The organism is Vreelandella massiliensis (assembly GCF_900155385.1).
GTDB lineage: Bacteria > Pseudomonadota > Gammaproteobacteria > Pseudomonadales > Halomonadaceae > Vreelandella > Vreelandella massiliensis.
This window is the reverse complement of record NZ_LT699746.1, coordinates 49710-64418: the sequence shown is the minus strand read 5'-3', so window position 1 is coordinate 64418 and position 14709 is coordinate 49710. Positions and strand designations below refer to the sequence as shown.

General features: G+C 54.4%; 17 protein-coding genes. 5 read left to right on the top strand and 12 right to left on the bottom strand.

Annotated elements, in window-relative coordinates:
* Positions 1-70 precede the first annotated feature (70 nt).
* From BQ9846_RS14860 to BQ9846_RS14840, 5 genes are all read right to left on the bottom strand, one after another.
* Entirely contained in the window at positions 71-1867 is a 1797-nt protein-coding gene (locus tag BQ9846_RS14860; protein ID WP_075881834.1) for a hypothetical protein, read from the bottom strand.
* A gap of 149 nt (positions 1868-2016) precedes the next feature.
* The gene (locus tag BQ9846_RS14855) at positions 2017-2241 is read right to left on the bottom strand and encodes a hypothetical protein (RefSeq protein ID WP_075881833.1); all 225 of its coding nucleotides are present in this window, start codon (positions 2239-2241) and stop codon (positions 2017-2019) included.
* The gene (locus tag BQ9846_RS14850) at positions 2238-2597 is read right to left on the bottom strand and encodes a hypothetical protein (protein ID WP_075881832.1); all 360 of its coding nucleotides are present in this window, start codon (positions 2595-2597) and stop codon (positions 2238-2240) included. The genes BQ9846_RS14855 and BQ9846_RS14850 overlap by 4 nt, the downstream gene beginning before the upstream one ends.
* A gap of 32 nt (positions 2598-2629) precedes the next feature.
* Positions 2630-3058 carry a hypothetical protein gene (locus tag BQ9846_RS14845; RefSeq protein WP_075881831.1) on the bottom strand — a complete coding sequence of 143 codons (429 nt, stop codon included), beginning with the start codon at positions 3056-3058 and terminating at the stop codon, positions 2630-2632.
* Between the two features lie 178 nt (positions 3059-3236).
* A complete protein-coding gene (locus tag BQ9846_RS14840; protein WP_075881830.1) occupies positions 3237-4361 on the bottom strand; it encodes an RNA-guided endonuclease InsQ/TnpB family protein in 1125 nt (374 codons plus the stop codon).
* Positions 4362-5110: 749 nt separating this feature from the next.
* On the opposite strand from BQ9846_RS14840, the gene BQ9846_RS14835 reads away from it, so the two are divergent.
* Together BQ9846_RS14835 and BQ9846_RS14830 are read left to right on the top strand one after the other, a co-directional pair.
* Complete coding sequence (locus BQ9846_RS14835) at positions 5111-6235, top strand: hypothetical protein (protein ID WP_075881829.1); 1125 nt, start codon at positions 5111-5113, stop codon at positions 6233-6235.
* 104 nt (positions 6236-6339) lie between these two features.
* The gene (locus BQ9846_RS14830; protein ID WP_075881828.1) at positions 6340-6702 is read left to right on the top strand and encodes a histone-like nucleoid-structuring protein, MvaT/MvaU family; all 363 of its coding nucleotides are present in this window, start codon (positions 6340-6342) and stop codon (positions 6700-6702) included.
* A gap of 50 nt (positions 6703-6752) precedes the next feature.
* Here BQ9846_RS14830 and BQ9846_RS14825 read toward each other — a convergent pair whose 3' ends face one another.
* The 6 genes from BQ9846_RS14825 to BQ9846_RS14795 form a co-directional block, all read right to left on the bottom strand.
* Positions 6753-6998 carry a hypothetical protein gene (locus BQ9846_RS14825; RefSeq protein ID WP_075881827.1) on the bottom strand — a complete coding sequence of 82 codons (246 nt, stop codon included), beginning with the start codon at positions 6996-6998 and terminating at the stop codon, positions 6753-6755.
* Between the two features lie 47 nt (positions 6999-7045).
* Positions 7046-7297: a DUF7326 family protein gene (locus BQ9846_RS14820; protein WP_075881826.1), complete on the bottom strand. Its 252-nt coding sequence runs from the start codon at positions 7295-7297 to the stop codon at positions 7046-7048.
* A 78-nt stretch (positions 7298-7375) separates the two neighbouring features.
* Positions 7376-7762 carry a hypothetical protein gene (locus BQ9846_RS14815; RefSeq protein ID WP_075881825.1) on the bottom strand — a complete coding sequence of 129 codons (387 nt, stop codon included), beginning with the start codon at positions 7760-7762 and terminating at the stop codon, positions 7376-7378.
* Positions 7763-7869: 107 nt separating this feature from the next.
* Positions 7870-9318, bottom strand: coding sequence for a replicative DNA helicase (locus BQ9846_RS14810; RefSeq protein ID WP_075881824.1), 1449 nt, complete (start codon positions 9316-9318; stop codon positions 7870-7872).
* Positions 9318-10388: a hypothetical protein gene (locus BQ9846_RS14805; RefSeq protein ID WP_075881823.1), complete on the bottom strand. Its 1071-nt coding sequence runs from the start codon at positions 10386-10388 to the stop codon at positions 9318-9320. Before BQ9846_RS14805 ends, BQ9846_RS14810 begins: the two co-directional genes overlap by 1 nt.
* 381 nt (positions 10389-10769) lie before the next feature.
* Positions 10770-11177 carry a hypothetical protein gene (locus BQ9846_RS14795; protein WP_075881821.1) on the bottom strand — a complete coding sequence of 136 codons (408 nt, stop codon included), beginning with the start codon at positions 11175-11177 and terminating at the stop codon, positions 10770-10772.
* Positions 11178-11440: 263 nt separating this feature from the next.
* Between BQ9846_RS14795 and BQ9846_RS14790 the strand changes: the two genes are divergently transcribed.
* Together BQ9846_RS14790 and BQ9846_RS14785 are read left to right on the top strand one after the other, a co-directional pair.
* On the top strand, positions 11441-12607 hold the full coding sequence (locus tag BQ9846_RS14790) for a 3'-5' exonuclease (protein WP_075881820.1): 1167 nt from the start codon (positions 11441-11443) through the stop codon (positions 12605-12607).
* Positions 12608-12792: 185 nt separating this feature from the next.
* Entirely contained in the window at positions 12793-13032 is a 240-nt protein-coding gene (locus BQ9846_RS14785) for a hypothetical protein (RefSeq protein WP_144049463.1), read from the top strand.
* Positions 13033-13076: 44 nt separating this feature from the next.
* Here BQ9846_RS14785 and BQ9846_RS14780 read toward each other — a convergent pair whose 3' ends face one another.
* Positions 13077-13391 carry a hypothetical protein gene (locus tag BQ9846_RS14780; RefSeq protein WP_075881818.1) on the bottom strand — a complete coding sequence of 105 codons (315 nt, stop codon included), beginning with the start codon at positions 13389-13391 and terminating at the stop codon, positions 13077-13079.
* Positions 13392-13516: 125 nt separating this feature from the next.
* Between BQ9846_RS14780 and BQ9846_RS14775 the strand changes: the two genes are divergently transcribed.
* Positions 13517-14677: an RNA-guided endonuclease TnpB family protein gene (locus tag BQ9846_RS14775; protein WP_075881817.1), complete on the top strand. Its 1161-nt coding sequence runs from the start codon at positions 13517-13519 to the stop codon at positions 14675-14677.
* Positions 14678-14709: the final 32 nt, after the last annotated feature.

Genomic DNA, 14709 nt, shown 5'->3' with positions numbered 1-14709 from the left:
GGCTCAACTGTCTTTGGAGCATCTACCCCAATCTTACCCATTTTGTGATCTTCGCCAGGGTCGTGAGTGGCTAGAAAAACCACTTGTAGCGCTCAATGTTCATGTCTCGCTGGCTGTACTGTTTTCGCGGATCGCGGGTCGCTAAAGGCAGGAGTTCGCTGCTGCGCTTGCGCTCAAAAACTGCCGACAAGCTCTCTATAGGGGGATGATCATTTGGCATCGTGAAAGCAAAGATGGCCTTACCCTCGGCAGGGTCGTAATCCTCTACCTGAAACCAATCCAGCACCTTAGAGTGAAAAGATGCTGTCATCGAATGGGCGCTGCCATTAAGCACTTCCCGATAAGTACCGAGATTGTTCATGTGTTTTCTCGTCACGTCGCGGCGGAACGACGGTATATCGGAGTCACTATGGCGCTCCCCGTCAATTTCATAGGCTGACTGTGGGGCTTTTAAGCCCATATTGGGTAGGTGCCGTCCACCGAGATACCATAGATAGTGCTCTAGTGGTGAGAATGCCAAAAGTGAGGCGTCACGCCGATTTCCATTGAACACCACGGGGGATAGCACGGCCTGGTGGAAAGCTGCCGCTTCACTCTCCCGACCAGGCGCATCCATGTTGGCATTGACTCTCAGTGTCAACATAAGCGGTTTCAGCGCCATTTTATCCGCTAGCACCCAGTAGTTGAGGGCACTCCACGGATCAAGCGCCTCGATCTGCTCTGGTGTTAGCTGGCCATGTGCGAAGGGTAAGCCCGTGGCGTCCAATAGGCTTTCGACAAAGCCACTGAACCCGCTGATGGCCACTTTGTATCGAGTGCCTTTCCCGTTAGGGCTTGGCGAACGGGAAAGCACACGAACATCGAGCGCGGCGTTGTAGTCGTCAATGAGTGATGACATATCATCGGAGAGCTTTCGGCGAAGCGAATCCAATGCGTCATATTGTTGCGGGATGGCTTCGACCCCTTCGGGCTTATAGACCGAACGGTAGCTCATGTTGTAATGGGATGGATCGTGAACCTCAAATGCCTCGACCCAATCGTAGCGATAGGGATAAGTACCGAGGGCGTACATTTGCGACATATTATAATCGTGGAGCCACGGCGCCAGGGTGTCTTTCTTGAGCCACGGCGCTAAGTCGGCAGCGTATTTGTAGGCACCAAAAGCCATTGTCGCAGGCGCGTCGGGAGCAGCGACTTGGGCTGCCGAGACAGACACACGATTTTGGCCGTTGCCGTCGGGCGATGCCTTTGCGGTCACACCTGACCGCAGCCGCAGGTTTTCACGCTGCAAGTGTTCATTGGCGGCTGCCAGGGCGTTATTGTCGTACAGCGCATCCAAATGTTGTTGCAAGCCTGAACTATCGACGCTGGCCACGGCTTGCATGACCATTTCGACACGATCATTGCCGACGGCACGCATTTCTTCTTCAACGCCGTGCATTTTCACGATGCTGCCGGATACCAGCACGGATGTTGCGGATAGCTGTTGATCTTCGGTCAGCCGTTCTTCAAAAGCACGATAAACCCCTGCTTGCTCAAGCGCCTGTTTTTTCAAGCGCTCGGTCAGTACCCGTCGAGCGGTTTGTAGGGTGTCACGATCCCCTAGCAAGTACGCATCTTGAACGGCGTAACGCCCGTCACCGGCTTCTTTTTCAAAATGGCCAGACAAGCGCGATGTTTCCCCATCGTACTGCCCCTCTTGGTACAGCCCAGTATGTGTGATCTGGTCGCGTTCAGGGGTAGGGCGTTGCTCAACTTCGCCGCTATCGGCGTCCGGTGTCTCGGTGGGCGGCGTTGGTGTCGAGGCGCAACCGGCAAGAGCCAATGTGAGCGCCAACAGGGAGCATCGAGGCGAGAAAAACGGCATAACGGTGGCTTCCTATTCCTTCGTTTATTGATTATGAATAGGAATACCACAGGTTTTAATTTGGGCAAGCGAGCGAGAATGAGTAGAGCCTCTTTTGAGGATATGAGGTCAATTACCTTGCGCGTGATCAATTATCTTCGTCGAAATGCCTAGTTACTATCTGTGTTGTCTACCCGAATGCTCCACCATCCTCGATAGGGTGTCGTTTCATCGGTTTCAAGATCGGCAATCTCAGCAGACAGCTCACCCGCTATGTAACCTTCGTTGACCAGTTGCGCCACTCGCTCAATACCCGTTTCTTTAAGCTGCTCCAAGTGATCGTGATTATCGACGCTGGCCGTGCCGTTCCATTGCATGTCGATAGTGAACTTCATGCACCACCTCCGATACGTGCCAGCGCCATATAGCTATCGAAGCCGTAGATCGCTTCAACCCCATGCTGATCTTCCAGCGCAACGTCGCCAGGGTAGCAACCAAAGTGCTTGTAGTGATCCTCGGCGAACTCGACAAACACATCCCGCGCTACGCAGTCAGCAAGTGTCATCGAAAACCCTTTATGGCAATAGCCCGATACCTCGCTGATACGGTCGCTGACGGCTTCTTCAAGCGCCTCTGGATCAAGTGCCTCGTCAAATACAAATTGTAGCGTGTCGGGCAGCTTGGGCGCTTTCTCGTCAGCATCGTATTGGATTGCATCAACATCGACACGGAAAAGCGGTTTGAGTGACATGGTATTACTCCTGGCCAGCGAATGGGTTTCTCTTAAAGGCTCTCGTTGTACTGAAGCAGCCGGTACGCTTCAGTGGAAATCGGAATGACTGTTTTGGCTTTTAACAGGATGTCGCCGCCACAATCCCACCAACGGTTCAGACCGGCAGGTTCTAGCTCGTCAGCTTGAGCGCAGTCCTCGATAGCACGCTCAATTGCATCATCTTCGTTATCAGCAGCTACGGCTGCCTTAACGTCCACCTGATGCTCACCAATGGTTTTGGTAATAGTGACGCAGAACAGCTTATCTTCTTCGTAGGTGTCCTCTGGCGCTCCGATAGCTTCCAATAACTCGGAGTCATCCACGCTAGCAAGGCGTTCCAGCAAAGCGCGTCGTATTTGTGCGGGCGTAATATCGTTGCCATCTTCTGCGTAGCTGTTAAGGCTAAATGCGATAGAAAACAGGTGATTAAAAACGGCCATAGATTGTCTCCGTGAATATCGAACTCACACTCAATGTCTCACGGTTTTCTGATCGACCAAGCGGTAAGGCCATTCTGTTTTCTGACACTCCCCGCCCGCCGCGCTTCGCGCTTTGGGCGAGGGTTCTTGAGTCGCCCCAAAAACCTTCCTGCTTCCACACGCCTTCACTAGGCAGCGGCTAGGCCGCTGCCCCCGCTCCGGTCGCTCCACAGGCGAACCCCGCCAGCCCGGCGGTTTTGATATTGTTGGCCGCGTTGATGTCGCGGTCGATGGGTTCGCCACAGCCTTGACAGTGCCAATGACGTTGCGACAGCGGCAGCTTCTCGACCTTGTGGCCGCAGCCATGGCACCGTTTGCTGCTGGGGAACCACTGACTGACTTTTACCACCTGCCGCCCCGCCCAGGTGGCCTTATAGTCCAACTGGCGGACGAACTCACCCCACCCTGCATCGCTGATGGCTTTTGCCAAATGACGGTTCTTGACCATGCCCGCGATGTTCAGCGACTCGATACACAGCACTTGGTTTTCGTTAATCAAGGTTCGGGTCGCTTTGTGGGCGGCATCACGGCGGCAATCCGCGATTTTGGCATGTAGCCGCGCCACTTTCTGCTTGGCTTTGGCGCGGTTTTTTGAGCCTTTTTGCTTCTTCGCCAGCCGGCGTTGCAGAAAGGCGAGCTTAGCCTCATAACGCTTCAAATGGCGCGGATTGCCGGATTTTACGCCGTCGCTGGTGATGAACAGGTCAGTCAGCCCAAGATCAATCCCCACGGTCTTGGGCGTGATCGGTAGCGCTTGCGGTGTGAACTCGCACAGGCAGCTGATGAAGTAGCGGCCTGCCCGATCGCATGAAAGCGTGATGGTAGAGGGTGCAGAGGGCAGTGGCCGACTCCACCGGATGGGTAGCGGCGTCCGGGTCTTGGCGATGGTGATCTCGCCATCCCGATAGCGAAAGGCCGCTTTGGTCAACCGGATCGACTGCCGGCCATCCTTGCGCTTGAAGCGCGGATACCGCGCCTTGAGCTTGGGATTGAAGAAATTGTCGAAGGCGGCTTTCTGATCTCGGAGCGTTTGCTGCAGGATCACGCTCGATACGTCCTTGAGCCACGGAAACTCTGCCTTCAAGCCCACCAGCCGCTTTTCCGCTGCTGAATGCGATACCGACTCGCCGCGCTGCTTATACGCCTCGGTGCGATAAGCCAAGGTATTGTTCCAGACAAAACGGGCACACCCAAACGACTGCGCTAATAGCTCAGCCTGTTCGGAAGTAGGATAGAACCGCTCTTTGTAGGCACGTTTTGTCATACTGAGAAAATATCAGGGGTTGGTGGCAACATCAATACAGGCACCGCTGCGCGGTGCGCGCTTGTATCACCGCCCGATTGGGCGATGCTTTACGCGCTATTTGGTAAGGGAATATAAGGAGAAGGGATAAAAAGAAGCGAATGGTTAAGTATCTGAAAATATGGGAGAAGAAGGGGAGTTTTGCGAGTCACAGCAACCGCCTTTTGCGAGTCGCAGCAATCAGTACCGTTGAGTATTGCGAGCCATAGCAACCACCTTTGCAGGGAGGGAAAGTGTCTTGTGGGGTGTTTTGCGAGCCACAGCAACCACCCAGATCGGGTATTGCGAGCCCCAGCAACCACCTCTATGTCGGGTTTTTGTGGATAACTCCTTTCTATCTTTCCACTTGAGGCTGATTTTTGAGTTCTGCGAGCCACAGCAACCACCTTTTGCGAGTCACAGCAACCACCCTTGAAAGGGTATTGGTGAAGTGTAGTGGCTAAAGCTAGCGTTGAGGTGACTTGCCAAGTTCTGCGAGCCACAGCAACCACTCACCCAGCGGTGCTTTGTACGCGGCAGGTAGAAAAAGAGGGGAGTTTTGCGAGCTACAGCAACCACCTTCAAGCGTTTTTAAGGTCTTGCGGTGTCTTAGGTGAGGCACAGGCGCCATTTAAGCGTGAAAAGCACTGAGTTTTGCGAGTCGCAGCAACCACCCTTCGCGGTCAAAATCCGATACGCTGCCACCACAATAAAGCAGGGCAATAAAACGTATGGATACCAGCAAACAGACGGGCACGCTGTATGGCCCAGACGAGATACCGCTACCCACAGCTGCCGTGGATGCGGAGCGCTTGCCGCTCACCGTCTTTCAGTCGTTTCTCTACAATCAAAGTGCAGATCGACAGTCGATTTCAAATGCCGTCGTATTCTGGGATTGGCTGCCCAAATACGTGAATGAGAGCGCCAATGACCAGGACGAGTTGCCAACGGCCATTAAGTCTCAATTCTCTTATATGGGGCAACGGTTCGACTTCACACAGTTTCCAGGCACCTGTCGAGACTATACCGTAAAGCAAGAGGTGTGGGTTCGGCGCTATCCTGGGGTTAAAGAAGAAGCGGTAGAGCTAGCCCTAATGAAGCTGGCTTCAGACCGAAACGGCGTGTGTGATCGACAACAGGGCGAACGGCGCTATGGCGTGGTGTTTTCCATACGGCAACTCAAGCGCGAACTGGAAGCGATGGGCCACAGCTATAATCACTATCAGATAGTGTCGGCTATCGACATTCTCACCTCGTCCGAGTTTTTGCTGGAATCCGAAAATGGCAAGGCAGTTGCCCGTAGCCGCATCATCTCCGAATACCAGGCCGCGTCCGTGACAGGCAATGCACGCCACGCGCCCGAAGCACGATGGCGTGTGTTTTTTCATAGTGTTGTGGCCAAGGCCATCGAATCCGCCCAATATCGGCAGTACGACTTGTCGCGGCTACATTCTCGGCGTAGCTACGGGATTACGCTTGTAAAGCGACTCATTTTTACATCCAACCTATCTCCCACGGCACCGCTGAAAGTTCTGTTTAGCCATCTAAGGGAAACAACGAGCGGGCTTAACTTCGCACGCACTTCCGATGGTGTGGCGTATTTGGAAAAAGAGATTAAGCGCTTAAAGGCGGATGGCACACTAGCGGGCTATGAAAAGCATTTAATTAAGAAAAAACCCCCGAAAGGCGGACGACCGGCCATTGTGGATGCGGAATTTGTTTTATATCCAAGCGATAAACTGGTATCTGAAATCAAGGCTGCCAATGTCCGGCAAATGAAAGCCGAACAAGAGTTGAAATTGTCGCCACGAACGCGAAAAGAGAGACAGATTAACCTAGCACTAGGAGAGCCTTAACGGGTTATCCCGTCGGTATTAAAACTCAATTCATAAGTGCCTTTATTTATGCTGACAACTTCATTAACATGCTAGGGATATTCAATAAATATGAGGTCGCTAGTATGTCAGTCTTATCCAAATATTTGACCAAGCAGCAACAACTCGACCAGCTTCAAAAGGAACTGGACTCCCTTAAACAAGATGACCGACTTCAAACAGAGCTAGCCTTTAAGGACGACTTGCTCTCCCTAATGGAGAAATACGACAAGAAGCCCAAAGAGGTAATTCAGTTGCTTGATCCCAATTATAATAAGGCCGCCCCGCAAAAAGAAGACGGTCGAAAAAAACGTCGCTTAAAGCGTTACACTAATCCGCATACCAACCATGTAGTCGAAACCAGAGGGGGTAATCATAAGACGATCCGCGCCTGGAAAGACGAGCATGGCAGCGATGAAGTGGAGCGCTGGGCTGAATTTGTCGAGTGACGCTCGATTTCGATATTCGTTAAACGCAGCTTCCCGTGGATGTTGCTTTCTCAGCCAACATAAGTGCGCTTGGTGGCAGCCAAGGGTGCCAGCTCGGCGGGCAGCGGTGCGCCGTAACTACTGACCAGTCCGCTCTCGTTGACATCGACAAACGCGACATGACGCAGCCCGCTAGGACGATCAAACTGCACAGTGACCGATTGGCCTACAAAATCGCGGTGCAATACCCCGCCGAGTTCGGCGAGGCTCTGGCAAGAGACTTGTGTTGCGAAGGCGCGAATCAGAAACATAGACATGGGGTTATCCCTGGTCTGTCAGTGGCAAAGTGGGCGTTAAGTGGTGGTCACAACGTGAGGTCGTTTCGCGTGTACGCTGCTGCTATCGGTTCGGCCAACGTCGCGCTGTATTCGGACTCGTCGATTTCTTCCAGCGCCTCGGATACAGGCAGGTCGGCCAGACGCAGCTCGATGCTTTCCTTAACGGCATCCATCAAATCCTCGATGTCCAAGCCCTCCACGACTTTCTGGGCGTATTCGGCGAACAGCTCTGCATCGTGCGTCATCGCGGCTGGAAGGGGATTGGCGAGAAAATCCATGATCGTTCCTCGCTGGTTTTTTTCGGGGTTGACTCGTCAGCGCAATACTGGCGAGCCAGTAAGCAGTGTGCTTTGGCGTTAAAGGTGATCGGCGGCAAAGCCGAAGTCGCTGGCCAGTTGTTTCAGCGACAGCCTGCCGCTTTGCCAGAGGCCGGACGGATTGTGCTTCTGCTCGCCAGCAAAGAAGGCGTCTGTGTCGTCGATGACAAGGCGCTGCATGTCGGCGCGGAAGGGGGCGTCGGCGTCGTCGCCTGCGTCAAACAGAAACTCACACCGAAAATCGAAGCGCTCCATAGAAGCAAGGTTTTGTTGCTTGGCAAAACCTGCCAGAAATAGCCAGTTTTCCACGTCTGCGCGTGATACCTCGATGGCGATATGATCCGGTGAATGGCCATCCCAAGTGTCCATATCAACAATCTCGAAAGCGGTGGTGTAGGTTTTGTGCGCGTGGGTGCAAGCTGCCATGTCTCTCTCCTGTGTCGTGTATGGATATCTTTACTGTCTCACGGCTTTTCAAGCGACCAAGCCCTAAAAGCGCCTTTTTTCAGCGTTGTCATGCAGCCGTGCCCCCCCTAAAGCACGCCGTCTGCGGCGTCCGCCGAATATACGGCTCCTGATCCGCCAACGGTGCTGCCATAGTTACCCGCTTTCGCACTCGACCCGCTAGCGTAATACTGCTGCATAGCCTGGTGATCCAGGTCGGCAAACAGGTAGTGCTGCATCAGGCATGAGGCCAGCACCGTGCCTAACTCCCCGTCGCGTTTCTTACGCAAGATTAACTCGCACATGCCCCGCGCTTCCGAGTGCTCGTCATACACCTCGTCTCGATACAGCATGATGATTTTATTGGCATCTTGCTCGATATTGCCCGACTCTTTGAGATCGGACATGAGCGGGCGCTTGTCGGGGCGCTGTTCGACGCCACGGTTAAGTTGCGATAGCGCCACGACAGGGATGCGCAGCGTCATCGCCAGGCGCTTGAGCGCACGGCTGTAATAGGCCACTTCGTGATGTTTGCTTTGGCTCGCAATCTTGGGATCACGACTGCCGAGCAGCTGTAGGTAGTCCACGACGACAAGATCAAGAGGGCGCTGTGCGTGCAGCCGATAGCACTCTTGAATCACATCCTCGATGTCGAAAACGTCGTCGATCACGACCTGATCCATGCCTTTGAGTGCGTTGATGGCAGGGCCAAGCAAGTTCAACTCATGCGTGTGGTCAGCAGGGTACTTGAGGACGTTGTTATGCACTCGCGCCTGATTGACGAGTTGGCGCTTGGACACTTCTTCCGCGCTCATTTCCAACGTGAAAAAGGCAGATCGCTTCCCATCGAGCGCGGCGAGCTGGCTGATCTGGCTAGCAAAAGCTGACTTGCCCATACCTGGGCGCCCAGCGACGATAATAAGTTCTGTCGGATGCAAACCGTCGGTGAGTTTATCGAAGTCGGTGACACCACAAGAGAGGCCGATGGGGTGGGCGTTGCCGTTCATCAGGTCATCGAGATGATCGACGATCCCCTTGAAGTGATCTTCCATCGTGGGGCGCTCAGCACTCTTGTCTTGCTGTAGCGAGTTCATCGCTAGGTCTTGGATCGCGTCTTGCAGCGCTTCCGCACTTTTCATCGACCCTGCTTGAACCGCTAGTCGCTGTACCTGCTGGCGTGTCTGCCGGACGTAGTGTTGCTGGCGCATGGCGTCGCCCCAGCCTTTGATTTGCTCGCTATTTGGCTGGATCGAGTTTCGCTGCGCTTCGGCCAGCATCGCCACTTCAAGGTGTGGGGCTGCTGCCGTCACCGCCACAAGGTCGGCCACTTTGCCTTCGTGAAACAAACTCAAAATCGCCGACCAAGCGAGACTGCACTGCGCCTGAGTGAAGTGCTGGGGTTCCAAATGAGCCTGCGCTATGTGTCCGTTATTCAGCAGGCAGGCACCAATCACCTGCGTTTCCAGGTAGATCAGTTCGTGTGTGATGACCTCGTTCGTATCATCGGGCATGTGCGTGGTGGTGGGCATGGAATCCATTATCGTGCTGCTCCGTGTTGCCGTAAGGTGCCCTCAATCGCCCGATGAAACACATCGGGGTGGAAGAAGTTGCTGATCGTCACGTCGCTTTGGCGAAAGTTTTGCTTTTTCGCCACCACTTCAAACGCATAGCGCCAAAAACGCAGGCCGCTTTCCGTATCGTCGTAACGCACGCGGCCTTTGGGGTTTCGGGTATTAAAGAGCTTGTCCCAACGCGCCAGCATGTCTTGATGGGCACGACTACCACGGAAAATGTCGAAGCCTTGGGTGGGGGCTTTCTGGGGCAGGTTTTGTTCTCGCATCACCTCGCCGAAAAGGTCGTATAGCGCCTTGTCAGGACAGCCATGCAGGCTCGAAAGCGCCCCATCTTCGTTGATTTCATCAAGCCAGCGCTCTTGATTTAAGTAAGTGCTGGGGTGGAGTTGGGCAAAGCCCACTTCACCGGCAAGAAGTCGCGTCTGGATATTGGCGGCGAGCATTTCCGCAAACGGCATCGGGTCGGGCTGGCGCTTCGCGGCACGCTCAAAGGCTTTTTGTGCGTACTTGCGCTTTTTCTTGGGCAGTCCTGCGTTATAAAAGACCTCAAATGCTTCCTCTAAGCGCTGATTCTCGGTCGGCACCACACCTAGCAAATCTTCTTCCTGGTGGGCGGCGTGATCCGTCTGGGCTGAGGCAGGGTTTTGGGCCTTGGCATCATCAGCGGGCATCCTGGGGACTGTTTCATCCTCCGATGCTAACGGATAGTCGTCGTCTAGTTCGTCGTCGACCTTGTAATGCACATGCAAAACCGTGCCTGCAAGTTGACCGGATTCACCGCGCAAGGGCTCCTGGGTAATCAGCCCTAGCGCTTTAAGCTCATTCATCGCATTAGAGAAACGATTGCGACCCAGGCTGAAGCGTTTGCGCAGCTCGGTGGGTCGTACTGTCCAGCCGGTCGGCTTGGTTTGAAGATGCACCCATATAGCCAAGGCGTCAGGGTTGCCGATACGGTCAATTGTCGCGTTAGGCACGGTGGTATAGGGCAGGTGATCGCGCTTGAGCTTCGTTGCCGAGGCGCGTGAGATAGGCATATCTGGCACTCCAAATGGCAGAAAGGCAGAAAAGGGCGCGGCCAACGCTATCAGCGATGAACGCGCCTTCGTGCTTGTGAAGTCTGATTTTCTACTGAGTCACGCAGGCGTGGTCTTACCGGCCCTTAGCGCCATTGAGAAAGCGTTGTGTGACTCGACGGATTCCAGTGACCAACCCTGACTTGTCAAAGCGCGTAAGACGTTAAGAAAGCCTGTAAAGTCGGCTCCCGACATAGCGGGAATCGTGATATGCTTCGTTGACTGCATCGTATCCTCCACGTATTCATACGTTGCGGTATGCCCGTTCTGCTCCCACAGTGCGGGCTTTTTCGTGTTTGCGAATAAGTGCTGAAACACCTCCTTCTTTCTCTGGCAAGGCCATTAAAGGCCGATCTGCTCGGCAGCCCCCTCCCAAGGGCCAAAATGCTTGTGATCAAGGAGCTTTTCGCGTGCCGCTTGCGGCGTATATCGGCATAGCTGCTCAGCGTCGATATTACCCAACAAGTAATAGAGCTCCGGCGGGCCAATGAAGCAGCCACCGTTAGAAGTGTCGATCACGACTGGCTGGCCGTCTTTTACGCCCTCAATCCAGGCATGGCTGAACTGGATACCCTCAACTGGGCCTTGGCCTGTTACCACGCCATGCACTAGCGTTACATCCGCCACACCGTTTAAGGCGCTGTTTTGGCTAATCCCGCCTGCTGTGACCAAATTGGCAGCCGCGATGAAACAGTCACCTCCATTGGGCAAAACAGCCTCTTGCTCCTGTGCTTGTTGAACTTCTGCCATAGTGCTATCTCCTAGTGAAACATCGCTGAATCCGACCGAAAGCATCCTTTACCGGCATGTCGATCAACCGGCATGTCGAAAACCTGTATTATCGGTATAAGTATCTGTTTTATATGCCATAAAAGGGATTTTTGGCTTCATTTACTACCAAGCTATCATGGGTTTTTTATCGACCAAGCGATCCGCGATATTTTTTAAAGGCTTTTTGGTGTTTACGGCTTCGGATTAAATGCTTGAAACCGGCCCCATTTCGGAGGTGCTAAGTGAAGACTGTCTACTTGGATACCGAAACCACCGGCCTTGACCCTGGCCGTGACGAGTTGCTGGAAATCGCCATCGTAGATGACCAAGGCAATGCACTGGTTAATACCTTGATTCGCCCTCAGCGCCGTAAGCAGTGGCAGAAGGCGCAGCGGATACATGGCATAGAGCCCAGTGATGTGCGGGGCGCCCCGACGCTGGAAGACGTATTACCGGATGTAGTGGCGGCTATCTCCGGTGCCCGCCTCGTGATTTACAACGCCGTTTTCGATATGGGGTTTCTGCCCGATGTTGCAGCCAACGCTATTGCCCAGGTGGAGTGCTGCATGGTGGCCTTTGCCGTGGAATATGGCGAATACAGCGACTATCACGGCAATTACCGTTGGCAGCCGCTCGACATGGCAGCGCGTTATGTCGGCCATGATTGGCAAGGCACCGCCCATCGAGCCCTCAGCGATGCTCTGGCGTGCCGCGCCGTTTGGCACTATCTCACCGGCTCCGCGTCCTACCGCGCCGAGGTCGATGCGTGCCGTCTGGCGGCGGATCGTCGGGCCGACGCGCTATATGCTGCCAATCGCGCTCTGGAACAGTATGAGCGACGTATCAGTGAGGCGCGGGCAACGCGCTGGTGGTCTGCCCAAAAGCACTCCAAGCGGCTAATACAGCGTTTCTTCCTTCGCCAAACGGCTTCCCGCCACTGGTTGTCTCAGTTGCCTTCCGACCAGGCACAGGCGAAGTTAGCGGCGGTGTTTCTGGGGCTGCCCGACAACCTACCTCCCGAATGCTATGCGGCTGGCGTTGAGATTCAGGCCATCTATCACCGGAACCGAGACATTCCCGATCACCTGGCGACGATGAACTGGTTTCCCAATGAGAAGTGGATTCGTCGCCTGCTAACGCCCGTAGCGGCGTTTGTGGGGCCGCGTTCGGCTCGCGCGTTGTTTGCTAAAAGTCAGCTTGACGAGATCAAGCAAGAGTATTGGCTTCGCTTCGCACCTGCGCCGGAGTGGTGTTGTACTCGCACGATGCTCCGCGAGGAAGGGTATGCAGACGGCGTAATCGACTCTCTCCCGCCTGCTGCTGAGCGCTACAATATGACCCACCATTTCTGGTATCCGATCTACGACCGAGAGGAAATTTCTAGGAGAGCATCTTTTCGCACGGACTAGGTAAAAATGGATGTTCTGGCATGGTATGACCAGCGCAAAATAAAACCATATCTTAGCTTTGTAGGAGTCAGCTGCTAATGCGTATATGCCAATTCCGCCTAACCGACACAATGCCTGCAATCCGCTTTGATGGATCACAGGACGCAGCGACGTTGGCGATCCACACTAGCCAACGAGGCAAGCGTATGAGGCTCTTTGTGGGAGAAGACCATGCTTCGGTATGGGCGGAGCAGGGCGGTTTGAGCGTGAAGTTACCCGCCAAGGTCGTGGAAGGCATTGCCGACGAGGCGACAAGACGACACCCAATTGGGTTAAGTCAGCCGCATTGGGCCAAAATTGCCCAAGAGTGGGTGTTTAGGGGCCATATCGACATCGAGAAACAACACGATAAAACGCTCTTTGGTGCCATTCAGGCCGCGAGCTAAAAGGCTTGACGACGGTGGGCTCTCACCTGACGGTGAGGGTCGATCTACTCAATAGGAACCACTGCGTATTGCTTTGCAGTCTCCAATAAAACAGCCACGACGGCTTGTTCCTTTTCATCCACTATCGACTGAGCTTTCTTTAGACGAGAAAACCGACGCGCCATGCCAGGGACACCCTTTGCCCACTGGTAAGCCGTTGCATCACTGTTTTTGTGGTAGGTGTTTAGAAACTCGTCGGAGTCTGGAAGCCAGACGACAAAGGCGATAAAGACGGGATTGCTGATATGGGGCCGCTCCGCTTTCAGCTGCTCTTTCGCCGCCTCAACGAACGGTGCTTCGTGATCAAGTAATTTTGCCATCAGGGCTCTCCCTAGCTTGATCAAAATGCGCGTCAAACCTCGGCCTTTTAGGCCGAGGCAGGATAGTGCGAGGCGCGCAGCGCCTCTTAGTTGACATACTAAATTTACCACGTTAAATTTTAACCATGACGACCGTACACCGTGCCTACCGTTATCGGTTCTATCCCACGCCCGAGCAAGCTGACCAGCTTGCCCGGACGTTTGGCTGTGTGCGGTACGTTTACAATCATTTCCTGCGTCAGCGCACCGATGCGTGGTTTGAGCGACAGGAGCGCATGGGGTACAGCGCCACCGCCAAAGCGCTCACCGCCCTCAAAAAACAGCCTGACACCGCCTTTCTGGCCGAGGTGTCCAACGTCTGCTTGCAACAGTCGCTCCGGCATCTCGACCGCGCCTTCTCCAACTTCTTCAAAGGCCAGGCGCGATACCCCACCTTCAAGAAAAAACAGCGCAAACAGTCGGCCACCTACATGGCCAACGGCTTTCGCTGGCGCGACGGCAAGCTGTGGCTCGCCAAGCAAAAAGCCCCACTCGATATCCGCTGGAGTCGGTATTTTTCCGGCACACCGAGCAGCATCACAGTAAGCTGTGACACCGCTGGCCGTTACCACGTCAGCTTTTTGGTGGAAGAAGCGGCCACACCGCTGCCCGTGACACCGAAGATGGTCGGTATCGACCTGGGGCTGACGCACCGCGTCATCACCAGTCACGGCGACAAAATCCCCAACCCGCGCTTTCTCCGTCGTACCGAGCGCAAGCTGGCGCGGGCACAACGGAACCTGTCGCGCAAACAGAAAGGCTCGCAGAACCGCGCCAAAGCGCGGCATCGGGTGGCCAGGGTACATGCCAAGCTGGCCGATCAGCGCCGCGACGCCACCCATAAACTCTCCACGCAGCTTATTCACGAGAACCAAGTCATTGCTGCCGAGAGTTTGCAAATTAAGAATATGGTCAAAAACCGCTCACTGGCCAAAGCCATCAGCGACGTGGGTTGGCATCAGCTTACCCAACAACTGGCGTACAAGGCCGAACGGTACGAGCGCGATTTCGTCCAGATCGACAAGTGGTATCCCAGCTCGAAACGCTGTTTTCAATGTGGCCACATCACTGAGAAGATGCCGCTCAACGTCCGTACCTGGGATTGCCCACGCTGTGGCACCCAAGGCATCGACCGCGACGTGAACGCCGCCCGCAACATTCTGCAATCGGGCAAAGCCATTCTGGTCGGTGCTGACAAGCTCCGGCAGCATGAAAAGACGACTACCGTGGGGCTCACGGGAGGTTAAGCCTGTGGAGCTTGTGTAAGACCCGAGGTGTT